This is a genomic window from Mesobacillus zeae (genome assembly GCF_003570705.1).
Lineage (GTDB): Bacteria > Bacillota > Bacilli > Bacillales > Cytobacillaceae > Mesobacillus_C > Mesobacillus_C zeae.
Genome location: NZ_QWVT01000009.1, coordinates 1 through 25,758, shown reverse-complemented (window position 1 = coordinate 25,758; position 25,758 = coordinate 1). Strand labels below are relative to the sequence as shown.

The 25,758-nt window shown below is 44.5% G+C and carries 23 protein-coding genes and 2 riboswitches; of the genes, 13 read left to right on the top strand and 10 right to left on the bottom strand.

Annotated features, from left to right (window positions below; genetic code table 11):
• Window positions 1-6: 6 nt before the first annotated feature.
• The gene (locus D1970_RS04755; protein WP_374978537.1) at window positions 7-927 is read left to right on the top strand and encodes a DUF1002 domain-containing protein; all 921 of its coding nucleotides are present in this window, start codon (window positions 7-9) and stop codon (window positions 925-927) included.
• 260 nt (window positions 928-1,187) lie between these two features.
• Here D1970_RS04755 and adhE read toward each other — a convergent pair whose 3' ends face one another.
• Together adhE and D1970_RS04745 are read right to left on the bottom strand one after the other, a co-directional pair.
• Complete coding sequence (adhE, locus tag D1970_RS04750; protein ID WP_119111748.1) at window positions 1,188-3,791, bottom strand: bifunctional acetaldehyde-CoA/alcohol dehydrogenase; 2,604 nt, start codon at window positions 3,789-3,791, stop codon at window positions 1,188-1,190.
• A 64-nt stretch (window positions 3,792-3,855) separates the two neighbouring features.
• Window positions 3,856-4,083 (bottom strand): hypothetical protein, encoded by a 228-nt coding sequence (locus D1970_RS04745; RefSeq protein WP_119111747.1) that lies wholly within the window; start codon window positions 4,081-4,083, stop codon window positions 3,856-3,858.
• A 384-nt stretch (window positions 4,084-4,467) separates the two neighbouring features.
• On the opposite strand from D1970_RS04745, the gene D1970_RS04740 reads away from it, so the two are divergent.
• The 3 genes from D1970_RS04740 to ymaG all read left to right on the top strand — a co-directional run bounded on the left by D1970_RS04740 (window position 4,468) and on the right by ymaG (window position 7,273).
• A complete protein-coding gene (locus tag D1970_RS04740; RefSeq protein WP_119111746.1) occupies window positions 4,468-5,016 on the top strand; it encodes an NfeD family membrane protein in 549 nt (182 codons plus the stop codon).
• Window positions 5,013-6,572, top strand: a complete 1,560-nt coding sequence (gene floT / locus D1970_RS04735; RefSeq protein ID WP_119111745.1) for a flotillin lipid rafts scaffold protein FloT — start codon at window positions 5,013-5,015, stop codon at window positions 6,570-6,572. Before D1970_RS04740 ends, floT begins: the two co-directional genes overlap by 4 nt.
• 362 nt (window positions 6,573-6,934) lie before the next feature.
• Window positions 6,935-7,273 carry an inner spore coat protein YmaG gene (gene ymaG, locus D1970_RS04730; RefSeq protein ID WP_219915709.1) on the top strand — a complete coding sequence of 113 codons (339 nt, stop codon included), beginning with the start codon at window positions 6,935-6,937 and terminating at the stop codon, window positions 7,271-7,273.
• Between the two features lie 76 nt (window positions 7,274-7,349).
• Here the strand turns inward: ymaG and D1970_RS04725 are convergent, their stop codons facing one another.
• Complete coding sequence (locus tag D1970_RS04725; RefSeq protein ID WP_119111744.1) at window positions 7,350-7,835, bottom strand: QueT transporter family protein; 486 nt, start codon at window positions 7,833-7,835, stop codon at window positions 7,350-7,352.
• 11 nt (window positions 7,836-7,846) lie between these two features.
• Window positions 7,847-7,891, bottom strand: a riboswitch (PreQ1 riboswitch).
• Between the two features lie 434 nt (window positions 7,892-8,325).
• Between D1970_RS04725 and D1970_RS04715 the strand changes: the two genes are divergently transcribed.
• From D1970_RS04715 to D1970_RS04690, 6 genes are all read left to right on the top strand, one after another.
• Window positions 8,326-8,454 carry an FbpB family small basic protein gene (locus D1970_RS04715; RefSeq protein WP_119111742.1) on the top strand — a complete coding sequence of 43 codons (129 nt, stop codon included), beginning with the start codon at window positions 8,326-8,328 and terminating at the stop codon, window positions 8,452-8,454.
• Between the two features lie 48 nt (window positions 8,455-8,502).
• Entirely contained in the window at window positions 8,503-8,946 is a 444-nt protein-coding gene (locus D1970_RS04710) for a sporulation protein (protein WP_119111741.1), read from the top strand.
• Window positions 8,930-9,214 (top strand): YkvA family protein, encoded by a 285-nt coding sequence (locus D1970_RS04705; RefSeq protein ID WP_119111740.1) that lies wholly within the window; start codon window positions 8,930-8,932, stop codon window positions 9,212-9,214. The genes D1970_RS04710 and D1970_RS04705 overlap by 17 nt, the downstream gene beginning before the upstream one ends.
• Window positions 9,215-9,352: 138 nt before the next feature.
• Window positions 9,353-9,556: riboswitch (cobalamin riboswitch) on the top strand.
• A gap of 258 nt (window positions 9,557-9,814) precedes the next feature.
• Window positions 9,815-12,031 (top strand): ribonucleoside-diphosphate reductase subunit alpha, encoded by a 2,217-nt coding sequence (locus D1970_RS04700; RefSeq protein WP_374978536.1) that lies wholly within the window; start codon window positions 9,815-9,817, stop codon window positions 12,029-12,031.
• 36 nt (window positions 12,032-12,067) lie between these two features.
• Complete coding sequence (locus D1970_RS04695) at window positions 12,068-13,114, top strand: ribonucleotide-diphosphate reductase subunit beta (protein ID WP_119111738.1); 1,047 nt, start codon at window positions 12,068-12,070, stop codon at window positions 13,112-13,114.
• The gene (locus tag D1970_RS04690) at window positions 13,114-13,614 is read left to right on the top strand and encodes a flavodoxin domain-containing protein (RefSeq protein ID WP_119111737.1); all 501 of its coding nucleotides are present in this window, start codon (window positions 13,114-13,116) and stop codon (window positions 13,612-13,614) included. The genes D1970_RS04695 and D1970_RS04690 overlap by 1 nt, the downstream gene beginning before the upstream one ends.
• Window positions 13,615-13,748: 134 nt before the next feature.
• On the opposite strand, the gene D1970_RS04685 is transcribed toward D1970_RS04690, so the two are convergent.
• The 4 genes from D1970_RS04685 to D1970_RS22025 form a co-directional block, all read right to left on the bottom strand.
• Entirely contained in the window at window positions 13,749-14,375 is a 627-nt protein-coding gene (locus D1970_RS04685) for a nitroreductase family protein (protein WP_119111736.1), read from the bottom strand.
• Window positions 14,376-14,622: 247 nt separating this feature from the next.
• The gene (locus tag D1970_RS04680) at window positions 14,623-15,828 is read right to left on the bottom strand and encodes an MFS transporter (RefSeq protein ID WP_119111735.1); all 1,206 of its coding nucleotides are present in this window, start codon (window positions 15,826-15,828) and stop codon (window positions 14,623-14,625) included.
• Window positions 15,829-16,161: 333 nt separating this feature from the next.
• Window positions 16,162-17,886 (bottom strand): hypothetical protein, encoded by a 1,725-nt coding sequence (locus tag D1970_RS04675; protein ID WP_119111734.1) that lies wholly within the window; start codon window positions 17,884-17,886, stop codon window positions 16,162-16,164.
• Between the two features lie 11 nt (window positions 17,887-17,897).
• Window positions 17,898-18,257, bottom strand: a complete 360-nt coding sequence (locus D1970_RS22025) for a hypothetical protein (RefSeq protein WP_142920991.1) — start codon at window positions 18,255-18,257, stop codon at window positions 17,898-17,900.
• A gap of 101 nt (window positions 18,258-18,358) precedes the next feature.
• Between D1970_RS22025 and D1970_RS04670 the strand changes: the two genes are divergently transcribed.
• Window positions 18,359-20,521, top strand: coding sequence for a beta-propeller domain-containing protein (locus D1970_RS04670; RefSeq protein WP_119111733.1), 2,163 nt, complete (start codon window positions 18,359-18,361; stop codon window positions 20,519-20,521).
• A 145-nt stretch (window positions 20,522-20,666) separates the two neighbouring features.
• Here the strand turns inward: D1970_RS04670 and D1970_RS04665 are convergent, their stop codons facing one another.
• Entirely contained in the window at window positions 20,667-21,062 is a 396-nt protein-coding gene (locus tag D1970_RS04665) for a (deoxy)nucleoside triphosphate pyrophosphohydrolase (protein WP_119111732.1), read from the bottom strand.
• A 138-nt stretch (window positions 21,063-21,200) separates the two neighbouring features.
• On the opposite strand from D1970_RS04665, the gene D1970_RS04660 reads away from it, so the two are divergent.
• Window positions 21,201-22,004, top strand: coding sequence for an arylamine N-acetyltransferase family protein (locus tag D1970_RS04660; protein ID WP_119111731.1), 804 nt, complete (start codon window positions 21,201-21,203; stop codon window positions 22,002-22,004).
• Window positions 22,005-22,109: 105 nt separating this feature from the next.
• On the opposite strand, the gene D1970_RS04655 is transcribed toward D1970_RS04660, so the two are convergent.
• Both D1970_RS04655 and D1970_RS04650 read right to left on the bottom strand, forming a co-directional pair.
• On the bottom strand, window positions 22,110-22,622 hold the full coding sequence (locus tag D1970_RS04655) for a hypothetical protein (protein ID WP_119111730.1): 513 nt from the start codon (window positions 22,620-22,622) through the stop codon (window positions 22,110-22,112).
• Window positions 22,623-22,868: 246 nt separating this feature from the next.
• On the bottom strand, window positions 22,869-23,594 hold the full coding sequence (locus D1970_RS04650) for a DUF3784 domain-containing protein (protein ID WP_119111729.1): 726 nt from the start codon (window positions 23,592-23,594) through the stop codon (window positions 22,869-22,871).
• Between the two features lie 310 nt (window positions 23,595-23,904).
• Here D1970_RS04650 and D1970_RS04645 point away from each other — a divergent pair, with 310 nt between their 5' ends.
• Window positions 23,905-25,683 (top strand): S9 family peptidase, encoded by a 1,779-nt coding sequence (locus tag D1970_RS04645; RefSeq protein WP_119111728.1) that lies wholly within the window; start codon window positions 23,905-23,907, stop codon window positions 25,681-25,683.
• The last annotated feature ends 75 nt before the right edge of the window (window positions 25,684-25,758 follow it).

Sequence of the window (25,758 nt, the reverse complement as noted above, 5' to 3'; positions counted from 1 at the left end):
ATGATAATGAATAGAGTAGTGAAAGCAGCGGCTGCTGCTGCGTTATTGTTCCTCGCTATTTTTACAGGAAGCGCTGGTAATGCTGCTGCCTCGAATGGTAACAATGAAGAAAGTATCAACGAGAAATACGGACCGCCAATCATTGTTTACGGAGAGTCACTGTCACCTGCACAGAAAGATGAAGTCAGAAATCTGCTTAAAGTAAGGGACGCTGGTCAAGTAAAGGAAATTACTGTGACTGGAGAAGACCTTGTTAAATATATTAAGGGTGACCCGAATTCAAATATGTACTCCTCAGCTAGAATTTCAAGGAAAGACACAGGCGAGGGGATTGTCATCAAACAGGTGACGCCTGAAAATATTACAGAAGTAACCGATGAGATGTATGCTAACGCGCTGCTCACAGCAGGTGTGAAGGATGCATTAGTCGAAGTTGCTTCCCCGCTGAAAGTAAGCGGGCATTCTGCCCTTGTCGGGATGTACAAAGCGTATGATGCGGGAAAAGGGGCAGAGCTTGACCCAGCCCGGACCGAAGTGGCGAATGAAGAATTAAGCCTTGCTACAGACCTGGCGAAGAAAGAAGGCATGGACCAGGACAAGGTGAGCCAGCTGTTGACGGAGATCAAGCAGGAAATTGCCCGACAGAATCCGGCGACCAAAGAAGAAATCGAGCAGATTATCGATGAAAAGCTGAAGACACTGGAAATCAGCCTTAGCCCGGAAGACCGCCAGTTGCTGGTCAACCTGTTTGATAAGATGAGAGGCCTGAATATCAATTTCGATAACGCTAAAAGCCAGCTTGATAACCTGTCGAAAGATATCAAAGGTGAAATTGAAAAAGCAGTGAGCGAGAACAAAGGATTCCTCGATTCCGTCTCCAACTTCTTCAAAGACCTAATCGACGGCATCAAGAGCCTGTTCTCGTAAGTAGAGTAAAGCGTCGAAGAGTGTGAGCGTGCCTGACCCCCGGCGCGGTGGTGCGGTGAAGAGTGTGAGCGTGCCTGACCCCCGGCGCGGTGCTGCGGTGAAGAATTCAATCGCGCCCCCGTCAGGGTGCAACAGAAAAACGGTCCCTTCAAAAGGGGACCGTTTTTCTGTTGCTAGAGGACTCCGATTAGCCCTTATAGCATTCGCGTATAATTACATTTACTCATGGATACTTGTCTTGTTACAATCGTGCTTGTCTTTTAAACTCCTTTGTAGGCGAGACGGTAGATTTCGGCTAGCTCGGATACGAGCGGCAGCTTTGGATTGGCTGTGGTGCACTGATCTTCGAAGGCACGATCTGCAAGCCAGTCGACTTTTGCTTCGAATTCAGCTGCATCCACACCGTTCGCTTTGATGCTCATTGGGATATCAAGCTCTTTTGCTAGCTTGATAATTGCCTGTACAAGGCTTTCGACTCCTTCTTCCACTGTGCTGGAAGGAAGGCCGAGTACCCGGGCAATTTCGGCGTACCGCTGATCAGCGACAAAGCTCTCGTATTTAGGGAATGCTGTGAACTTCTTCGGCTTCGCTGCATTGTATCTAATAACATGCGGCAGCAGGATTGTGTTGGAGCGGCCGTGAGCAATATGGAATTCAGCGCCAAGCTTGTGTGCAAGGCTATGGTTGATTCCAAGGAACGCATTCGCAAACGCCATTCCAGCCATTGTTGAGGCATTATGCATTTTTTCTCGTGCTACCTCATCGCTTCCGTTTCGGTATGCCCTTGGCAGGTATTCAAATACAAGCTGGATAGCTTTCATGGCCAGGCCGTCTGTATAGTCATTCGCCATACAGCTGACATAAGCCTCGATTGCGTGTGTGAGTACATCCATTCCAGTGTCTGCTGTTACGCCTTTTGGCACTGTCATGACGAATTGAGGGTCGATGATGGCCACATCTGGCGTCAATTCATAGTCAGCAAGCGGGTACTTCATATTCGTTTTTTTATCGGTAATGACGGAGAAGGAAGTAACCTCCGACCCTGTGCCGGATGTTGTCGGAATCGCCACAAACTGCGCCTTACCGCCAAGCGTAGGATACTTCACAATCCGCTTCCGGATATCAAGGAATTTTTGCTTCAGTCCATGGAAGTCGGCATCTGGATGTTCGTAGAAGAGCCACATTCCTTTTGCTGCATCCATCGCAGAACCGCCGCCGAGGGCAATGATGACATCCGGCTGGAAGCTTGCCATCATTTCTGCACCTTTCATGACTGTTTCGATGCTTGGATCCGGTTCAACCTCGGAAAAAATCTCGCAGTGGACGTAGTCCGGACGCTTCCTCAAGTAGTACAGCACTTTATCAACATAGCCAAGCTTCACCATCCCAGGATCGGTCACAATCATCGCCCGGGAGATATTTGGCATTTTCGCAAGGTATTGCGTGGAATTCTTTTCAAAATAAATTTTGGATGGCACTTTAAACCATTGCATATTATTATTCCTTCTCGCTACCTTTTTGATGTTGACCAAATGGATGGAACCAACGTTAGTTGATACAGAGTTACCGCCGTAAGTACCGCAGCCAAGTGTCAATGATGGCATGTAGGCATTGTAAATATCACCGATGGCTCCTTGTGAAGACGGAGCGTTAACAATGATCCGCCCAGCCTTCATCCTCAAGCCAAACTGTTTGATGGTGCTGTCATCTGTTGAATGGATGACGGCAGAGTGGCCAAGGCCTCCGAACTCAAGCATTTCCTCCGCCCTTGTGAGCCCTTCAGAAAGTGAATTCACCTTGTAGCAGGCAAGGACAGGGCTAAGCTTCTCACGGGAAAGCGGGTACTGTGGGCCAACGCCTCTCAATTCAGCAACCAGGATTTTTGTATCTTCCGGTACAGCCACACCGGCCATTTCAGCAATCTTGAAGGCTGGCATCCCGACAATATTAGCATTGACTGCACAGGAATGCTCATTGATCACAAGTTTTTCGACCTTTGCTGTTTCTTCTTTGTTTAGGAAATAGCAGTTATTGCTGATCATTTCTTGTTTAGCTTCATTGTAAATTTCTTTGTCGAGGATAACGGCCTGTTCAGACGCACAAATCATTCCATTGTCAAAAGTCTTTGATAAAATCAAGTCATTGACAGCACGCTTTACTTTAGCTGTTTTCTCAATGTAGCAAGGGACGTTACCAGGTCCGACTCCAAGTGCAGGCTTTCCGGAGCTGTAAGCTGATTTCACCATTCCGGCTCCGCCTGTTGCCAGGATAAGGGAAATTCCTTCGTGATTCATCAATGCCTGGGTGGCTTGCAGGGATGGATTCTCAATCCATTGGATGCAGTTTTCTGGCGCTCCAGCTTTCACAGCTGCGTCCCGAAGGATTCGCGCTGCTTCACTGCTGCACTTCTGGGCAGATGGGTGGAAAGCGAAAATAATTGGGTTTCTTGTTTTGATACTGATCAAGGCCTTGAACATAGTGGTGGATGTTGGATTGGTGACAGGTGTAACACCTGCAATGACTCCAACTGGCTCTGCGATTTCGAGTACGCCTTCGTGTTCGTTTTCACTGATTATGCCAACCGTTTTATCGTACTTGATATTGTGGTAGACATATTCGGTTGCAAACATATTCTTGATGATTTTATCCTCGTATACACCGCGTTTTGTTTCCGTTACAGCAAGCTTTGCAAGCGGCATATGCTGGTCAAGGCCGGCAAGCGCCATTTCCCGGACGATTTCATCAATCTCTTCCTGTGTGAGACCCCTGAATTCCTGCAGAGCTTTTAATCCATTTTCAACAAGGCTGCCAACCATTTTTGAAACCTGTTCATTCTCGGTTAAAGCTTTTTTATCCACGGCCATTTGTAATCCCTCCAAAGTTTATAAACAACATGTGTGAATTTATTCACAAACACTGATAAAAATTTTATTCACAAACAGGATTTCTAGGAATCTTATCAAACAGTATGTCGTTTGAGACGGTGGAACACTTCTTGACGATGATCACAAAATTTACTGTCCATATTACGGCAGGTATTTCATCATTGTCCTTAAACAGCATTGCTTCGAATTCATCACCGACAGCTTCTTCAAATGCTTCCAGTGTATATGTTTCAGTATCGGTAGAGAAGGACTTCCATTCACAGAGAATCATGTTTATCACTCCTTGTTTTCCTTTTCTGATTTAAATATACCATATCGAAGTAATAGCAGTTTGTGAAATATTGAACAAACTTTGGCTCTTTTTGAAACGCTTTCAATGGGTCTTTTTTCTCAGAAGTAAGTAAATAGGGTAACTGGTTTATTATATTAAAATAGAAAAAACTGAAAGATTGGATATGTATAGGTGGATTTTCCTTGTTTTCATTAGAAATAATCCCAAATTATGAAACTAATTTACATTTTATCCGTATATTTAATTGTCAGGAAAATTCTCCGAAAGGACTGGTGCAATGGGCTTTTATAAAGAGGTTTTTCTCATTGGCGGGTACATTCCTGAAAGCAGGGAAATGAGCAAAAAAGAAGAGGAAGATGTGTAATGGAGTTATTTGGCTTGCCGCTTGAGACCTTATATTTATACGGCTTGATTATTTCTGGCGCAGTAACGGTTTTATATTTGTTTTTTGGTGATATTCTGAATGGAATTATGGATGCATTCATCAATCCAGTACTTATCTTTTCCTTTATTACGATTTTTTCAGCTGGAGGGTATATAGCCGAGAACGTTACGGGCTTCAACAGCGGACTTATAGCTGCAGCCTCAGCCGCTTTATCCTTCATTCTTGTAACATTGTTGAATGTGTTTGTGCTGATTCCGATTTCAGGAGCCGAAGAGTCACTTGTCTATAAAGAAAGCGACTTAAGGGGCAAGACAGGCACTGTGATTACCTCTGTACCGGGGGGCGGCTTTGGAGAAGTGCTGATTGAGAGCGTAAGCGGCCGGATCGCGAAGCCAGCAGCCAGTTTTTCGGGAAGGGAAATTCCGTATGGCAAAAAAGTGCTCGTCATTGATGTTGCCAATGGAGTTCTGCAGGTTGAATTGTATGAAGAAATGGAGAACTTTATTGAAGGGGGAACAAAAATATGAATTTGGTTTGGATCGCAGCAGGATTTGCAGTTTTTATTATTTTAGCGCTTATTGGGGTTTTTGTCGCAAAGTACAAAACAGCTGGGCCGGATGAAGCCTTAATCGTGACGGGAAGCTTCCTTGGCAATAAAAATGTACATATGGATGATTCTAATAATAAAATAAAAATCATCAGGGGCGGCGGAGCTTTTATTTTTCCAGTATTTCAACAGGCACGACCGCTGAGCCTCCTTTCGAGCAAGCTTGAAGTAACAACACCGGAAGTGTACACCGAGCAAGGAGTTCCGGTCATGGCAGATGGGACGGCCATTATAAAAATTGGCGGAAGCATCAATGAAATTGCCACTGCAGCAGAGCAGTTCCTTGGCAAAAAGAAAGAAGACCGCGAGAACGAGGCAAAGGAAGTCCTTGAAGGGCATTTGCGTTCCATCCTTGGCTCGATGACGGTGGAGGAAATCTATAAGAACCGTGATAAATTTTCCCAGGAAGTACAGCGCGTGGCTTCACAGGATCTTGCAAAAATGGGCCTTGTCATTGTTTCTTTTACCATTAAAGATGTCCGGGACAAAAATGGCTATCTCGATTCACTCGGGAAACCGCGGATTGCTCAGGTAAAACGTGATGCAGATATCGCTTCGGCGGAAGCGGATAAAGAAACGCGGATCAAGAAAGCGGAAGCGGACAAGGAAGCGAAAAAGGCAGAATTTGAGAGGGCGACCGAAATTGCGGAAGCTGAAAAAATAAATAAGCTGAAAGTGGCTGAATTCCGCCGCGAGCAGGAAAGTGCGAAAGCCCGTGCTGACCAGGCGTACGATCTCGAAACGGCAAGATCGAAACAGGATGTTACAGAGCAGGAAATGCAGGTTCGGATTATCGAGCGCCAAAAGCAAATTGAGCTTGAGGAAAAAGAAATACTGCGCCGTGAGCGCCAGTATGACTCGGAAGTAAAGAAAAAAGCGGATGCAGACCGCTATGCGGTGGAGCAGTCAGCGGCAGCGCATAAAGCGAAGCAGATGGCAGAAGCCGATGCAAATAAGTACCAGGTTGAAGCGATGGCCCGTGCCGAAGCCGAGCGGGTACGGATGGACGGTCTCGCGAAAGCGGAAGCCCAGCAGGCACAAGGGGAAGCGGAGGCAGAAATCATCCGCTTGAAAGGTGTGGCCGAGGCAGAAGCGAAAGAGAAGATTGCTGAAGCATTCGAGCAATTCGGGCAGGCAGCCATTATCGACATGATTCTGAAAATGCTTCCGGAATATGCGAAGCAAGTGGCAGCGCCAATGGGAAATATTGATAAAATTACGGTTGTTGACACAGGTGGCGGAGACGGAGTTAACAGCGGTGCCAACAGGGTGACAGGCTATGCGACAAACCTGATGGCAGGGCTCCAGGAATCTCTCAAAGCTTCTTCAGGTATCGACGTGAAGGAACTGATTGAGAATTTTTCCGGCAAGGGAAATGTCCGCCAGAGCATCGACCAGTTGGCATCGGAAATCGCCGGGGCTCCCGTATATACGGCAGCAGCCAGTGAGCCTGCAAGAGAGGAAAAAAAGGAATAGCTTTGTAGCGGAAAAGGGCATGCAGTATTTGCATGCTTAGGCTGTCGAGAAAGTCTCGACAGCTTTTTTATAAATTCAACCTACAACATATAGTGGTTTAGGTAGTATCTTGATACTTGTATATTGTGGTCGAAGACAAATAAAACATTAATAACCCCCTTTTCAAAAGGTATTTTAAAATAAGGGGGCCTTTCTACAATCTGGGCATGCAGTATTTGTATGCTTTTTTTCGTGGATTTCAAGCAGGAATTCAATGTGAAAGCAATCAATGGGTATACACCCAGCCATTCCATTAGGCATTTGCATATTCTTTATTGAGATGAAAATTTCGAGGAGGAGTTCCAATGAATAATGGTATAGAGATGCAGCCGTATGGCGGAGGAGAATCAATCATTGGTGAAGAGCGAATCAGGCCGTTTGGTTTTGGAAGACCGTTTGGGTTCGGAAGGCCATTTGGATTCGGAAGGCCGTTTGGGTTCGGAAGGCCGTTTGGGTTCGGAGGGCCATTTGGGTTCGGAAGGCCGTTTGGGTTCGGAGGGCCATTTGGATTCGGAAGACCGTTTGGGTTTGGAGGGCCGTTCGGCTGGGGAGGCCCGTTTTTCGGAGGCGTACTCGGCGGGCTGGTAGGCAGTGCATTGTTTAGCCCGTATTACGGATACCCTTATCCTTACTATGGCTACCCATATTACCCTTACTATTGAGCATGCTTATTTTTTCAGAGAAAATGATTAAACGAATTGAAAAAAGCAGAAACCGGTGGCGGCTTCTGCTTTTTTGCTATACGAGCTTTTCCAGATTGATACGTTTATGGATTGCATACATAACGGGGATGCCCGCGGCCATGACAACAAATTCACCTGCGGCCGTTGTGATCCATGTAAACAGGAAAGGTAATTTGAACGCAAGTTTCAGTTCAAATGCAATGATGAACATCGTGAAGGTGAACACGATTGTATTCACGGCCATTCTTGCTATTATGTTCTTAATGTATTTTGCTGTAAAAATCGTAATCAGCAAAGACAAGACCGACTGGCCTACTCCGAAAACAAGGTCATACTGAACCATTGGGGAGAAGAACAGATTGGTTAAGAAGACACCAAGGATGATGCCGTAAAAGTACTTTTTGTTAAAGACAATTAGATGGTTGAACATCTCAGACACCCTGAATTGTACATTTGTAAATCCAAAGGGCTGGATGATCGCGGAAATGGCAATGTATAATGCTGCCAGAATCCCGTTGCGGACAATCGATCTACTATTCATTTTTTCCTTATCTCTCCTTAGTTTTTTATCGTGGGAGGTTCTCGAACCACGCGGGAACAGAGCCCGAAGAATCATATTATAGAACACTTTATGTGCGGGCACAATAAAAAAATTCAAAGCAGGAGGGTGCCTGACCCCCAGTGCGTTAATGTGGCAGAGTGGGCCTCTATCCCTTGACACTCTCACTTTATTTGTGTATGTTAAGGGTGTGAAAATTAATTACTAGTTCTCCTAAAGGGGAGTAGCTTTTACAGTAAGGTCGTCATTTCGGAGGCGTTCCTCCCGGCTTTACTGGCAACGTATGTTGTTAGCAAGACCTTTACCAGCCGGTAGAGGTCTTTTGTTTTATACAAAAAAACCTTTGCCGGTATACGGCAAAGGTTTTTTATTTCCATGGAGGAAGCCAGCACATCAAGCGTGTCGAGAACCATCATGAATGTCAAACCAATACCGCGAGTGAACTAAATCTATTAAACTAGGAGAGATCTTGATGAAAAAGAAAAAAACAACCATTACAGAATTGACTAAAATATGCAGGGAAGAACTGATTCAGGATAAGGAACGGATCGCTGCAATCGAACGCCGTATCGATGAAAGACGATGCCGGACGGAAAAATAAGAATCGGCACCCACTATCACAAACACAATAGATTAAAGGAGGAGACCCATGCTGCTAAGGAAATATATGGCCCTTTTAGGAATTGGAGCCGCACGAATCGACCTCGTTTTAGAAAAAGAAACCTATTATCCTGGTGAACTTGTAAAAGGATACTTTCTGCTAAGCGGAGGAACAATCGAACAAGAACTTAAACGAATTGACTGTGACCTGGTGGCAAGCGGGCCTTCTCCGGGTATAGAGCAAGTATTGGACTCGATCACCATTCTCAGCTCATCAACGATTGCTGCTGGGGAAAACGGTAAAATTCCTGTTACCTTCAGGCTTCCTGCTGCGATTGGTCCTGAACATGATCAGTCCGCATTCTACCATTTTAAAACCAAGCTTACTTTCACCAAGGGAGCGGAAAGCATGGATCTTGATATCATCAAAGTCCTTCAGCGGAAAGACGAGACGCTAACAAGGGAGGAGGAGTCGATTGAGGAAACTCTTTAAAAGATTCAAGTTTGTATTCAAATTTTGGAAATTCATTCCGTTTATTAAGGACTTTTTCCTGTCCAGGGAAGTAAAAGCTAATAAAAAAATAATCGGCCTAGTACTCATTTTAGCTTATGCATTCTTCCCATTTGACCTCATTCCGGATTTTCTCGCCTTTTTCGGTGTAATAGATGATATCGTGATTGCGGGATTCGTCCTGGAGAGAATGGTTAAATTGGCGCCGGATTCTCTAAAGGAAAAGCATGGTTTGCCCGAAACACTGTAAAATATAGTTTTGCTTAAAGGGACTTATAAAGAAGGTTTTCCTGTTCTAAAACTTGAAAACCTTCTTTTAATATATTAGTATGTAAGCATATCATGGAAACTATATATTGTTATGAAACTAATTCAAAACAACTATATATCGTGTTGCCTTAAGACGAGATGCCAAAATGGCTTAAAAGGGAATCCGGTGAAAAACCGGGACTGCCCCCGCAACTGTAAATGCTGACGAAATGAGCGTACCACTGTACAGCGTGCTTGATGATAAATTGGGTGCTTGTAACGGGAAGGGCTCGGACTAGAATGACGCATGAGTCAGGAGACCTGTCTTTCTTAAGATGTTTCAGCTTCTTCGGGGATTGGGAAGGTGGAGCGATGGCAGCAGAAGACAGGATTGTCTAGGTCTTGCCTGCTCTTTTGCCGCCATCGTTTCATCCGTCCAATTTATTGGGCGGATTTTTTTGCGTCGAACACTCCGCCCGTGAGCTTCTTGCCATAGTGCAAGGTTTATTTTTAAGGAGGCACATCTATTATGAGTCCTGAAGTCAAAACAAATTTGAAAAGTGTTCTGGAAACAGTTGAACGCGCTTGTGCAGCATACGGGATGGATTCCGCCGAGATCATTGCGAAAATTAATGATTATCGCGGAACCGGGGAGGAAGCCAACCGGCAGGCGATGCTGTATGCACTGAACAATATCGCGATGGACAAGCCGGATTGGTCATTTATCGCAGCAAGGCTGTACCTTGATGAGCTATACAGCAAAGCAGCAAAAAGCCGAGGGTATGAGAGTTCTAAAAATTATGGCAGCCTTTTTACATTGATCAGTGAATTGACCCGAAAAGGGATTTACTCACCAAAACTGTTAGAAACCTATTCAAAAGAAGAGGTAGAAGAGCTTTCTGCTGTAATTGAACCTGAACGTGATTTACTATTTAACTACATAGGCCTGTTCCTACTTGCGGATAGGTATTTAGCGAAGGACCATGACCGAAATGTATACGAACTGCCACAGGAAAGATTCATGATGATCGCGATGGCACTCATGCAGGCAGAACCTGCTAATGTAAGGCTCTCGCTGGTAAAAGAAGCTTACTGGGCATTAAGCCACCTCTATATGACGGTTGCGACTCCAACGCTTGCCAACGCTGGCAAAAGCTATGGACAGTTGTCTTCATGCTTCATTGATACAGTGGCAGATTCCCTTGATGGAATCTACCTTAACAACTGGGACATCGCGAGGCTCAGCAAGGATGGCGGGGGAATCGGGATTTATTATGGCAAAGTCCGGGCGCTCGGCTCCGACATAAAAGGTTTCAAGGGAATGTCATCAGGTGTTGTACCGTGGATCCGCCTGCTGAATGATACAGCGGTCAGTGTCGACCAACTCGGCCAGCGCCAGGGAGCCGTTGCTATTTACCTTGATTTGTTCCATAAAGATATCATGAACGGATTCCTCGACTTGAAGACGAATAATGGAGATGAACGCCGCAAGGCCCACGATATTTTTACAGGAATGTCTGTGCCTGATTTGTTTATGGAAAAACTGCAGGAGGTCGACGAAACGGGTCGAAGTGTTGGGGTATGGCATACTTTCTGCCCACATCAGGTGAAGCAGTTTATGGGTTGGCAGGATGAAAACGGGAATCCGCTCGGCCTTGAGGATTTTTACGATGAAGATGATAAAAAATACTTCACCGAGAAGTATGAAGAAGCTGCCGCGAATCCCTTACTTCCAAGGAAAACGTATAGGGCGATGGATATCATGGCGCGCATTATGGTCGCGCAGCTTGAAACCGGAACGCCGTACATGTTTTACCGTGATGAAGTAAACAGGCAGAATCCGAACAAGCATGTTGCCGGTGAAGGCCGCACTTCTATATACTGCAGTAACCTGTGCACTGAGATTGCCCAAAACATGTCAGCCACTGAAATTGTGAAAGAATACGAGGATAGCGATGGGAATCTTGTCATTGTCAGGAAACCCGGAGATTTTGTTGTCTGTAACCTTTCATCTATCAACCTGGCAAAAGCGGTTCCTGCTGGCGTGCTGGAGCGGATTATTCCAATTGGAATGAGGATGCTCGATAATGTGATTGATATGAATACGATTTCTGTCGGGCAGGCGCAAAAAACCAACCGGAAATATCGGGCGGTCGGCCTTGGCACGTTTGGGTGGCATCATTTGCTTGCGCTTGAGGGCATTCATTGGGAGAGCGAGGACGCGGTTGAATACGCAGATAAGGTGTATGAAGATATCGCCTATTTTGTAATCAAGTCTTCGATGGAGCTCGCGAAGGAAAAAGGGAGCTACAGTGCTTTTTCCGGCTCGGAATGGCAAACGGGCCGTTATTTTGACAGGAAAAAATATGTGTCTGGGCGTTGGATGCAGCTAAGGTCAGACGTTGGGGAGCACGGAATCCGGAACGGCTGGCTCATGGCGGTTGCACCCAACTCTTCGACGGCAAAAATTGGCGGGTCCACTGACGGTATCGATCCGCTCTATTCAATTGAATACGCCGAGGAAAAGAAGAATTTCAAATTTAAAGTGACGGCCCCTGACCTGAACCACATCACTTATAATTACTATCGAAGGGCCCGCCATGAGCTTGACCAGGTGTGGAGCATCAGGCAGAATGCTGCCCGCCAGCGCCATGTCGACCAGGGCATCAGCTTCAACCTTTACGTCAAGCATAACATCAAGGCGAAGGAGCTTTTGAACCTCCATCTTGAGGCGTGGAGGCAAAAGCTGAAGACATCCTATTACGTCAGGAGCACGTCCCAGGCTGAAATTGAGGAATGTGAATCCTGCCATAGCTAATGGGTTATTTTTACAGTGAGAAACAGGAGGACCAAAATGAATATCCATGCTCCTTTAGACAAAATTAAGCTGCTGAATCCAGCGCATCCGAATAAATCGACGGGAATCATCAACGGGAAGTCATCCGGTTTGCTGAACTGGAATGACATTGCCTATCCGCAAATGTACGAGCTTTACCAAACCTTGCTTTCAAACTTCTGGAAAGCCCAGGAAATTAATATGCAGGATGACATTAAACAATGGGACTTTCTGACGGAGACGGAGAGGGATGTTTTTCTCCGAATCAATACACAGCTGGCATCGCTCGACAGCCTGCAGACTCCGACCATGAGCCAGGTGGCAGATTATGTGACAGATTCAAGCTTCAAGGCCATTTTTTCCGTGATTTCACAACAGGAAGCAGTCCATAATGAGTCGTATTCTTATATCTTGAGTTCGCTTGTGCCGCTGAGTGAACAGAATGCCCGCTTTGACGATGCGAAGAATGATCCCGTCGTTCAAAAACGGAACGGTTTGATCCTAGAGGCTTATGAGGCTTTCCGGGAGCAGCCTTCTGCGCAGAATCTATTCAAGCTAGGTGTGAATTCTATCAATCTTGAAGGAATATATTTTTATGCCGGGTTCGCTTTCTTCTATCATCTGGCCCGCCAGCAGAAGATGCTGAAAACGAGCACCATGATCAGCTACATCCAGCGGGATGAAATGCAGCATGCGTTCTTTATCTCGCAGTTCATCAGGATTTTATTGACAGAAAATCCTGAACTGAACACGGATGAAAATATCCAGTATATTTACAATACTGTGGGTGAGGCTGTTGAGCTTGAAAAAGAGTGGGCGGGCATTATTTTGAAGGATATTCCGGGAATCGACCTGGAGGAGTTCGGCTTCTATGTCGAATACCTTGCGAACAAGCGTCTCCGCCAGCTTGGCCTTCGCAATTTTTACGAGGAGAGGGAGAATCCGATGCCTTGGATTCATGTATTCAGCGATGAGATGATCAATGAAACGAAATCCGATTTCTTTGAGCAAAAATCAAGGACATATACGAAAGTGACCCAGACGAACGGGTTTGACGAGCTGTAATGAAAGCGGCCATTATTTTAGCGTCAATTACCGGGAATACACGGGAAGCTGCAGAGATCATCTGTGGCTTTCTTGAGGAGGCAGGGGTGGAGCCTGCAATGTATACAGCGGAAGAGTTTTCTGTCGAGCAGCTGGAAGATTTGGACTTAGCGGTCGTTGCTACATATACGTGGGGGGACGGGGAAATCCCAAATGAGATGGTGCCAGTGTTCAGGGCTTTTGAAGAGGGTGATACTAAAGGGCTTGTGACCGGGGTCACAGGAACGGGTGATAGCTTCTATCCTCATTTTTGCGGGGCGGTCGACAGATTCAGGGACATGCTGTACGTACAATCATTGTTGGCAGCGACCCTGAAAATCGAATTGAGCCCGCAGCAGAAGGACCGGGAGCGCTGCCGCAAATTCGTCCAGAGCCTGCTCGAAAAGTCAGAGGTGAACCAGGCTCAACCTGTAAAAGAAAAACTGCCAGGCGCAGGCTGCGACATGGGATTCCAGCATTAAAGCCCCAAAGCGTGCCTGACCCCCAGCGCTGTAAAGTAGTGCATCAATAGAGCGTGCCTGACTCCCAGCGCGTTAATATAATAAAGCGTGTCTGGTCTCCTTTAGTAAATTAAAGGGGCCAGGCACGCTTTGTTTTAGATAAAGGTCACGATTTCTTCTAATGGAATGCGGGTTGATTTGTATGCTGGAGCGGCTGCTTTGCCTAGTGAAATAAGTACTGCCGGGAAGTATCTTTCCGAAATGTCAAACCGTTCGGCGAATTTCTGCTTGTCGAAGCCTCCCATTGGCACTGTGTCATAACCTCTTGCTTTCGCAATCAGCATGAGTTGCATGGAAACTAGCCCGGCGTCAAAGTTCGCGATATTGGTCCTTACCTCGGCAGGTGCAGCAGGATAGAGCTTGTTCGTATTCTCAATCATCATGTTTTTCGTAGCCTCATCGATCAGGCCAGCAGCGTGCGCGCTGTTATAGACTTTCTCAACATTTTTATACATTTCTTTATCACCAAGAACGGCAATAACCGCTGATGCAGTCTCAACCTGTTCCTGGTTATTGGCAATGCCGCGAAGTTCTTTCTTTGTTTCCTCGTCCTGGATCACAATAAAACTCCAAGGTTGAAGGTTGCTCGAAGACGGAGCCAGGATCGCTTCATTCAGCATTTCGCTGATTTCCTCGCGAGAAATTTTAAAGCTAGGGTCATATTTTCTGACTGAGTGGCGCTCCCGGATAACTGTGGATAAATCTTGCTGAATTGTTGACATTCTATTTCCTCCCATGATTTTAAAAATTAATGTGTATAATCTAATGTAATTTTAGTGTTTATACGATTAGCTTAGAGTCCCTAAGTTACTTAAAGTAAGTGGTGTAGTAAAGCTTACTATTAGTAAGTGACTTTTGTCAAACCTTTTGAATTCGAAACGATTTTTTTGGGTAAAAAATTTTGAAGCAAGGTAATTATCAACAACAAAAAAAACGCCACATCGGGCGTTTTTTTTCATAAGGCATAAACTACCCGGCGTTCTGCTGCGATTCAGTTCCTGCGCGCAGCTGCGGGGATTTTATAAAGAATAGGCCGGTCATGACAATAGACAGGATGCCGAAGAGGACGCACATGAGCTGCAGCCCTACACTGTCTAACAGGAAGCCGGTTAGGAGCAGGACGACCTGGAAGGTGACTCGGTCAAGCATATTACGGAACGAAAAGAAGCGACCGTGAAAGTCTTTCGGCACTTTCGTTTGAAAAATAGTTGCAGCGGTCGGGAAAAAACAGCCGACTGAAAAACCAAAAAGGGAGAAGGCGGCAATCGTCAGGAGCGGGATATTAGCAAAGTAAAGAAGCAGCTGTGATAGTCCAATGGCAAGCGAACTTGTGAACAGAATTTTGTAAGGTGAAAATTTAAAGTTGATTTGTTTTATTATGAATGCGCCCGTCATGAAGGAGATTCCTTCAGCGGTGTAAATCCAGCCTTTGATGGCCGAGCTGTCCTGGAGTTCGCTGATGTTGATCACCATGAGGTTAAATCCACCGATAAACAAAAGGGGTATAAGCGACATGACAAGGGTCATAAAGACAATGGGGAGCATCTTGATGACAGGGAACACTTCCTTGAACCCGCCTTCTGCACTCTTAGTGTTCGTTCCTAGCTCTTTCTTTTTTTCCTCGAACTGAAGGAACATCGTGAACACGAAAAGGATGATATATGCTGCAAGTGAAAGGACATACAGCATGTATAAAGGAATAAGTACCAGCAGGATACCTGCTAGTGCAGTTCCCAATATACGTGAAAGAGTGGAGACATTCATATGGACACCATTCAATTGGAGCAAGTCTTTTTCAGCCACGACCAGCGGGATTGCTGCTTGCAAAGCAGGAAAATAAAATGCTGCTGCAATCTGTAGGCACACCAGGAACACCAGCATCCACCAAACGGAGCCGGTCTGGATGGCAATAAGCATAAAGAGGATCGATATGGCGCGTACAAAGCCGGAAGCAAGCATGACGGTCTTCTTGCTCATTTGATCCGTCAGTCGGCCAGCAAGGGGTCCGACTGCAATCCCTGCAAGCAAACCAGCCGCGAGCAGAAGCGATTTCAGAAAGTCTGATGGTACTTTTTCCTGCATAAACTCAAGGTTGCCAATAATTCCAAGCCATAATCCGAGACCAGCGATGAACTCGCCCGACAATAAAATCCACACATTTTTATTTCGCCACATAATTTGTCCTCACGATCCTTTTTACTTGTCTCTATAAAGTACCATAATATTCACTCAATTGTAATACTTCGACTCGCTAAATATATGAAAAATATATGGGGAAAAGAAGCCTCCTCATCAATATAAAGCGCCAATACAACAAAGCGCTCCTCCCCCAAAGCGTGCCTGACCCCCAGTGCGGTAAAGTGGTAAATAAATAGAGCGTGCCTGACCCCCGGGGCGGTGATGCTTTACATTGGAAAAGTATCCCTCACAACAGAAAATGCCTGCCCCTTCAGTTAGCTTAAGGGGCAGGCACTGTCATGAAAGTCTTTTAATAGCTCTGCTTTCCAATTAAAGGCCTTCTATTTCAAGTTTTTTTACTGGGAGGAAGTCTTCCCCAGTTTCGAAGTAGACAATCTTTACTTTGTCTCCTTCCTTCAGGTAGATGGCCATTGGCTCTTTCTCAGACGAAATCATGTAGCTTTGGCCATTATTAAGAAGGAACGAAACAACGGTATAATCACCCGTCTTTTCCTTATAAACGCGCTTCACTGCACCAGCTGTAGTCTTTTCATCAGCCTTAGAAGTTCCGTCAACACTTCCGCCTCCTCGCTGCAAAGCAGTTTTATACTGCCTCAGGGCTTCATTTGGCGTATTGCCATACGCTGAAATTTCCTGGTTTGCAGCTGAAACGATAAAGTAATTTTGCAGGAATCCATTGGAATCCAGGACAGGTGTCAGCCAGCTGGCTTCACCGTAAAAATTGTAGAGAACAGGCATTTTACCTTTCCATTTTTTCTCAATGAATTTCTTTTCGATAATTTGAAGTGCACCCTGTGAATCCATATAGGCTTCTTCTGGGTCTCCCGTATAGTAAGTAGCTTTCCCGCTCCTTGCGTTGGTCAGTGAATAGCCAAGCATGGAGTCTACACCTTTCTTGGGACTCGTAAAGTCAGTAAAATAGTACATTTCCCCGTTCGGTGTAAATATCGGCGTGACATTTGCTTCTGTTCCCTGATCTGAAGGAAGCTTTACATCCGATTTACCGAATAGGCTGTTCCAGTAGCCATGCACATAATTACCGAAGTAGCTGTTTTGCAGGCTGACAGTCTCAGGAGAAACTGCACCATCAATGAATTCAGGTGCTTCCGCAAGAGAGTAAGCTTTTGCTTTCCCACTTTGGGCATCGACAATCACAACCCCTTTTGCTTCAAAACCATTACGGGCTGAAATAAATTCACCATAAGTCCGGATATAATATGGTTTTCCATCTTCATCAATTTCAAGCTGAGTGTCTCCGTTAAAAATAGCTTCTGGGTAGTTCTTGCGGATATGCCGCTCAATATTTTTATTGAAAAATGAAGATGGAGTATATGTCATTTTTGTTTTAGAAAATTTCGGATTGGCAGATGAGTCAGTTGCACTTAACATAAAGTACCCTGGAGTCTCGTTGCCCTTCATCCATTTGAAAAAACCAGAGAATTCTACTGGTGCAACATAGACATAATCCCCTTTGACTTTTTGGATCTGCAGGCTACCAAGTTCATAATAACTTGTGTTTGGAACCTGGCCGAATGCCTTTTTCATTTTATTGCGTGCAAACTGTGGCGGGACGCTTGCCGGAGTTTCTTTTTCATCGAAACTTTTGATTTCCACTTTCTGAGCCATTTTTGCGCTTTCGAATTTTTCAGTGGAGTTAAACAGTGGTGCAGCCAGAAAATAGGTGGCGATAATCAGGCTTGCTGAAAAGAGCGAAAACTTAACCGTTCTTTCTGCTCCTGATGCGAAAAGTGTACCGGCTCCAGTGACAAGGATGGCAGGAAGCCACAAGGAAGAAAGGTTCCTGTCAAGGTTCGTAAAGTAATAGACTGCCAGTATGATAAGCGTCAAGATGATAGCTGCCGCGACCAAGCCGCCAGCCTGAAGGCTTTTGCCTCCTTTTTCAGCATTATTACCTTTAGCCGCTTTAGTATTTTTTGTGCTTTTAATGTTTCTGACGTTTCCGCCAAAAATAGGTACAAGACCGAAGGCAGCGACAATTCCTACGGTAAGCGAAAATAAAAATAAATTTTCCATAAATATCCCTTCTATCTTAATCTGTCATATAAACCAAATAATACTACGAAAAAAAACGGAAAAAGATTCATTTCATCACCGCAAAGCCCCCTGACCCCCGGTGCATTAAAGTAGTATCTCGATGAAGCGTGCCTGACCCCCGGTGCATTAAAGTAGTATCCCGATGAAGCGTGCCTGACCCCCGGCGCATTAAAGTAGTATCCCGATGAAGCGTGCCTGACCCCCGGTGCATTAAAGTAGTATCCCGATGAAGCGTGCCTGACCCCCGATGCTTTAAAGTAGTATCCCGATGAAGCGTGCCTGACCCCTGGTGCTTTAAAGTAATGCACTGATGAATCATACTCGACGCGCTTCCGCTGAAAATAGTCCATTTAAAACAAGCAAAAAGCGATAGGGGAAAAACACATCTATTTTAAGACGCTCCTGAAACCCCTATTATGAAACTTCGTCTAATCTTACAGGAGGGGTGATCATGAAATATTGGCGTCTGTGGACCGCCGTTTTGCTTTTAATTTTAGCTGGAATTATCTTTCTTTCTGCAACCCAGGTTAAAATCACCAACAAGCTTGACGATAAGACAGTCGTTTTAACAAACAAAGTATGGAAAGTGCAGTTTTCCCAGAAGATATCCGCAAAGAGCTTAAAACCAAACAAGATTTATGTTATGAACGACAAAGGAGAAACACAGGAGAACAAATTATCTCTCAGTGATGACAAGAAGACTGTCTATATTTATCCTCCCAAATCTGGATACGACACCAGTTCAAAGTCGTACACAATCCACTTCAAAAAGGGCATTCGTTCAGTATCAGGGCGGAGGTTGGTCTCGGCCATGAAACAGACATTCACCGTTCAGAAGGAGCTGCCTGTCGTGGGGTCACGGCAAAAACTTGCTGACTACTTCGATACTATTTTGGAGGAAGAGAACACTTCTGGAGGTTTTTTTACTACAACGAGAGAATCCAAGTCTATGATTAGTGATGATTCTGAGAAAAAAGAATTTAGTTCCGCTGAAGGTGATTTTTCTGAAACGAATGTCCAGGTTGAAGGCGTGGATGAAGCGGATATCGTTAAAACCGATGGGACACATATTTTTCAGGCTGAACAAAATAAAGTGCGAATCATAAAAGCAGTTCCGGAAGATAAAATGAAGCTCCTTGCCACGATTTCCTACGATCATAATTTCACACCATATCAGCTTTTCCTGCACAAGAAGCAGTTGATTGTCATCGGTTCCAAATACCGAGACTGGAGTTCCAAAGAGGAAGCTGCAATAATTGCACCAATGTCCCAAGCGGCAAAAGTGATTGTCTATAATGTGGAGAACCCAGAAAAGCCAGAAGTTATGAGAGAAGCAGAACTCGAGGGTTCCTACGCTTCTTCTAGGAAGGCTGACGGTTTTCTTTATATGACAGCTGAGCACCGCCCAGATTATTGGATTATGAAAGAAAAACGAAATATTGATTTTAGGCCGGGTTATTCAGATACAGCGGTCAAGCCTGTAAAGCAGAAGGTAGATTATGATAAAATTCAATTTTTTCCTGAATCACGCGAGCCTGATTTCACGATGATTATGGCACTCGATCTTAATGATCTTTCAAAAAAAGCCGGGGTCACCACCTATTTGGGAAGCGGCGGACAGATGTATATGTCAAATAATCATTTATACCTGGCTGTCTCGAAGTATGGTGAGCAGCCATTAGAGGACAGGCAGATGATTGCTCCGGACACCGATATCCACAAGTTTTCCATCGATGGTATGGAAGTTATTTTTAAAGGGTCGGCTGAGGTGCAAGGAACGGTCTTGAACCAGTTTTCAATGGACGAACATGATGGTCATTTTAGGGTAGTCACAACAAAAGGGCATGCATGGGACGAAAAAGGAAATTCGGCAAATCAGCTTTATATTCTCGATGAAGGCTTGAACCTGGCAGGAAAGCTTGAGGGGCTAGCGAAAGGGGAAAGGATTTATTCTGCCCGATTCCTGGGTGACCGCATCTATATGGTCACATTTAAAGAAACGGATCCCTTGTTTGCCATTGATGCTAGCGAGCCTTCAAATCCAAAAGTTCTCGGAGAATTGAAGATTCCTGGCTTTAGCAATTACCTTCATCCATATGATGAAAATCATCTTATTGGATTTGGCCAGGATACGAAAGTAATTGACGGGAAAGGGAAGGAAGAGCCACAGATTATTAGTGGTGGTGTCAAAATATCGTTGTTCGATGTCAGTGACATGACTAACCCAAAAGAAAAGTTCACGGAGACAATAGGGGAGGCTGGGACTAATTCACCTCTTAACAACGATCATAGAGCCCTGCTGTTTAATAAAAATAAAAACTTGTTTGCCTTCCCAGTGGCCGTTTATACCAATAAGAAGGGCGGCGAACAAATGGAGCAAACCTTTGAGTATCAGGGAGCAAATGTTTACGGAATTGACCCGGATAAAGGCTTCGAATTAAGGTCGAAAATCACTCATATAGACGGAAAGCAAAAGCCGGTGTATGAAGAATATGAGAGCAGCATCAACCGCCTGCTTTATATTGATGATACCCTGTACGCCTTATCGCCAGAGAAAATCACAAGTCACAGCCTCAAAACCTATAATAAAAAAGGAGAATTGAAGCTGCATTAAAACATTAAAGCGGCACATCGCCCCCGCGTGCCTGACCCCCAGTGCGTTAAAGTAATGCACCGATGAAGCGTGCCTGACCCCCGGTGCGTTAAACTGCTAAAGAAGGCTGCCTTTAAATTGATGGCAGCCTTCTTTAACTCGATACCTATTTTTCCCGGATGATTTCCTCCACAGCCGGAATATCAGCTGGAGCCCATTTTATTGAAGTAAGGTTTTCTCTTTTAAGCCAGATTAACTTCGAATGTTCCTTAAGTTCCGGTATGCCCTTTATAATTTCACATTTTATTGAAATCAGGTTAATGATAAATGTATCGTATTCATGGGTATGTTCATTGACGATATACTGTGTTTCAATCACACAACCCAGTTCCTCAAAGATTTCGCGCTTTAGTGCAGTAAAAAGGTCTTCATTCTTCTCAACTTTCCCGCCCGGAAACTCCCACATATTTGGCATGATCATGTTAGGAGAACGAAGCGCACACAATATTTCGTGCTCGTCATTTTCGATAATGGCAGCTACGACTTTGATAAGCTCTTTCAAGGAATACTCCTCCATTTTTAAGTTATGCTTATATTAAGCATAGCACTTTAGGAAGACAGAGCTAAAGGTCCTAATTTGACGAAACCGGTTAACAGTGCCTTCTGATAAAATACTACTGATGATTGGAGGGAGATTAAAATGCCTGATATAGACCTATTATTTCGTCAGCGAATAGGATTCCCTGAGGATGAAGAGATTACTGTGGATAACTTAGAGGTAGTCCTTGAACTGACGGCGAAGTCCATTCCGTTTGAAAATATTTGTGTGATAAACAACAATGTAATGGTGATGAACGAAACTAATCTTGTGGATAAAATCTTGCAACATAACGAGGGGGGGCTTTGTTATGAATTAAATGCCATCCTTTACTTGTTTTTGCGGGAAAACGGCCTTAATGTTCAGCTTGTTCGTGGAACTGTTTATAACAAAGAGAATGGAAGTTTTAGCCCGACGGGGAAAACGCATGTCGCAACCGTGCTGATCAATGGAAATGAGCGGTATCTCATTGATACAGGGTTTGGAGGTAATTTACCTCTAGTATTGGTGCCATTTGATGGCAAGGTAGTCCGTTCCTGGAATGGAGAGTTTAGGGTTCGCAAGGAGGACAGTGAGCACGGGGATTATTTTCTTGAATTGAAGTTAAAGCATAAGGACGATGAATGGAGAAAAGGTTATGCTTTCGACTCGCGGCAGCAAATGGTAAACTGGGACGATTTGAATGTGGTACAGCAAATCATTGTGGAGCACCCGCAATCTCCCTTCAATAAAAAGCCGCTACTGACAAAATTCACGGATGGCGGGAATATAATCCTGACAAAGAACAGCTTTATCAAGTGGGAGAATGGAAAAATGACCAAAGAAGAAATCACTGAAGAAAAATTCGAAAGCCTGGCGAAAGCACACTTTAGCATACAAAAGCGTGCCTTACAAAAGCGTGCCTGACCCCCAACGCGCTGACGCAATGAAGTATCACCCTACGTCCGCGTGCCTGACCCCCAGCGCGTTAAATTAGTAAAGGGTGCCTGATCCCAGGCACCCTTCTTTTTATCAGCCTACTTCTTTAACAAGGCTTGGCTTTTTCATTTTTACGCTTTCGAAAGCTTTTCCAAGTTTTTCTTCGCCTGTAGTAAAGGTCGCATTAGCAGCATCAAGGGAAGGCTCGTCCTTTTTCAGCTCTTCTGCTTTCGCTTTATAGGAAGCGGAGAAGTCTTTGATTGCAGCTTCCAAATCAGCTTTTTGGTCTTTAAGTTCGCCAGGAACCTCCACTTGATCAAGTGCCTTTGAAACATTAGCTGCCGATTCGCTCGCCTTTGTTTTCATTTCAGGTGTTTGCTCCTCAGGTGCAGCATTTTCATATGCATTCAAGTCTGCATCAGCATCATTGATGGTTTTAGACATGTCCATATAAAATTTATAAAGTGTGCTCTTCGCACTGCTCTCAGGCGCCTTTTCAGTTTCCTTTTTGCTTTCTGATGAGCTTTCTTCTTTCTTGCCGCCAGAGCATGCAGTTAGGCCAATTGCAAAAGTCAATGCCATTGCCAGTAACCAAAACTTTTTCATGTAAAAGTCCTCCCTTTTTCTGTTTATATACGCCCAGTATGATAGCCTAAGAAATATTAACCATAGTTAACAGACTTTGGTGCACACAAGGCAACTATTATATTATAAAATTTGTTTCAAATAATTTCAACTTTTTAAAATAAAATAATAACAAAACATTAAAAAAAATAAAAAATCGCCATTAAATGCCGTATAAACGGGTTAAATGGCGCCTGGGAAACTAGAGGGAAGCGGAAGTAGTTTATATCAAATACCTGCTTTACCTTTGAGATTATTATACCAATCCTGAGTTGCATCCGAAGTTATGGCAGTGATAAAAATGTTTTGATCCTTAGTTTTTATAAACAAAATAGGCTGCGAGTGTTTCCGGACAAATAGTAGGCTGCTTCCATATTCTTTTACATGGAAGCGGCCTTTTGACATATCTGACATTCCAAATCCGTTCTCTTTGTATGTGACCTTCGGCATTTTATCGAGGAGTTCAACTTTTTTCACGTCTTTGTATGACCACTCCCGGCCGTACATTCCAGTGATTTCAAATGAATCCTGCCTTGTGACAAGCACAGGCTCCTGGTACCCCAAAAATGTAAGCACACTGATAATAGACAAAACCACAACAAATAAGGAGGACGTAATGATAAAGCTCCTTCTGCGTTTATGAGGTACTTCGTATTTTGAAAGGTACATCATGCCCCCCATCAAAAATAAGATCATAAATCCAAATTGGACTTCTATTGTGTATGTAAATGGAGTCAGGAACAGAGGAAGAAAAAGAGTCATACCAGCAGCAGTATAGACAATCAGTTTCCCTGCTTTCTGGGGATACCCGTTCTCAATCAGCAGGTTTTGTTCTTCCTGGGGACGGCCTCTGAAGCCCGAGAGCATCCAGTAAGCTTTCTTTTTCAATAATGCCCATCCAATGATGAAGAATAATAAAATGATGACCAATTGAACCACAATCAGTACTAGCATGATTTTTTCCCCCTTAACGTTGGTTCTGAATATTTCTAACATTCATCTCAATTATATACCCACTTAATCTATTTACGACAGTAGCAGGTAAAAGATACATAAAATTTAAGCCGAGAGGAATTAACTTTATCCTGGATATTATGTAATCATCATCACTGTTGCATTCCAGACTCATTTACCAAAAAATCACTTTCAAAAAAGAATAAGTGGTTCAGGCTTCTGACAAAAAAACGCGCATGGCATATAGACCGTATCAATATATTAATTTGTGAGCCGAATGATGAGATTCGCTGAAAAGGGGGGTCAAACGATGGACACCGAGGATTACATCTTCCAGGAACCAGCAGCCAGCAGTCCGGTATATGCACCGGATGGACAAAAACTGCGTTTTATTGCCGATTATGACGGTCTTCCGCAAATTTGGGAGCAGCAAGGGGAGGATGGCCAGCCTGTAAAAGTGACTTTCTCAAAAGAAAGAATCACGCTTTTTAAATATATTGCCAATAGTGACATGGCCATTATTGGCATGGACGCGGGCGGGGATGAAAAACAGCAATTGTTTTTACTGGTGAAAGACAAAGACCCCATTCCACTGACAAATTCTCCTGAGCATGTCCACCACTACGGTGGGAGTTCCCCTGACGGCCGATGGATTGCCTGGTCAAGCAACCGGAGGCATCCGGCTTATTTTGATATATATATTCAGCGGCTAGATACACAAGAAATCCATCCTGTTTTTACAGGGAATGGGACTTACGAATGTCTCATGTGGTCTCCTGACGGTGAGTATTTAGTCATACGAAAAACCAATTCCCCGCAGGATAATGATATCGGACTGCTTCACCTGTCATTACGTTCACTCCGCTGGCTTACGCTACATAAAGGCGAAGCTGGATTTAAAAACCCGCACTTCAGTAAAGATGCTTCGCGGCTCTATTTACTCACAAATATAGGAAGAGAGTTTTATGGGCTGGCTTCTTTAAGTCTTGCAACAGGTGAAATAACCTGGCTAAGCCAGGGGGAGTGGGATTATGAAGGTCTCGCCATGGATCGGGATAAAAATAGGCTTGCCTTCAGCATCAATGAAGGAGGCATCTCACGGGGAATAATCGCTGATTTACAGACTGGCAGCATGGTTACATGGGATACGCCTATGGGGGTGATTAATGATATTGTTTTTTCTGCAGATGGGAAAAAATTGGCCTTTTCATTCAGCGGGCCAGCGCACCCTCAGGATATTTGGAAGGTTGATGTGGCAACAGTTCAGACAGAGCGTTTGACAGGATTTTTAAGAGATCTCACAAGGGAGAAGGAACTCGTGGAACCAAGCTTTATATCATTCCGCTCCTTTGATAGCCTTATGATCCCAGCGATTTTTTACAGGCCAAAGCAAGCTAAAAAACGTTTTCCAGTCGTTGTCTATCTGCACGGCGGGCCGGAAAGCCAGGCACGCGCAGCCTATAACTCGTTCATTCAGCATCTAATTGAAAAAGGTTATGGTGTTTGTGCGCCCAATTTTCGCGGAAGCACTGGTTATGGAAAACAATATACCCATCTCGATGATAGGCGAAAAAGGATGGATGCCGTAAAGGATCTTGTTTCACTTGCCGGATGGCTTAAGGCGGAAGGAGGAGCCGATTCGACCAGGTTATCTGTAATGGGAGGGAGCTATGGAGGATTCCTTGTGCTGGCCGCTGTCACCCATTATCCGAAAATATGGTCAGCAGGCATCAGTATTGTTGGTATTTCGAGTATCAGAAGTTTTTTAGAAAACACAAGCCTTTGGAGGCGAAGGCACAGAGAAGCGGAGTACGGAACGATCGAGAGGGATGGCGCGTTTTTTGATGCGATTGATCCACTGCACTACACTGACAGGATCCGATGTCCATTGATGCTCATTCATGGCGCGAACGACCCTAGAGTTCCGATTGGCGAATCGGAGCAATTTGCCGCAAAGCTGAAGAAAAGAAAACATCCTGTAGCCTATATCCGGTTCGAAGACGAAGGACATTCGCTTTCAAAAATGAAAAATAAATTTGTCGCATATACACGTATGGCCCAATTCCTTGATTCCATTGCCGGAAAATGAATGAATTTAGCAGACCAACGCATTGAAGGGTGCCTGACCCCCAGCGCTTTAAAGCGCTGGGGGTCAGGCACCCTT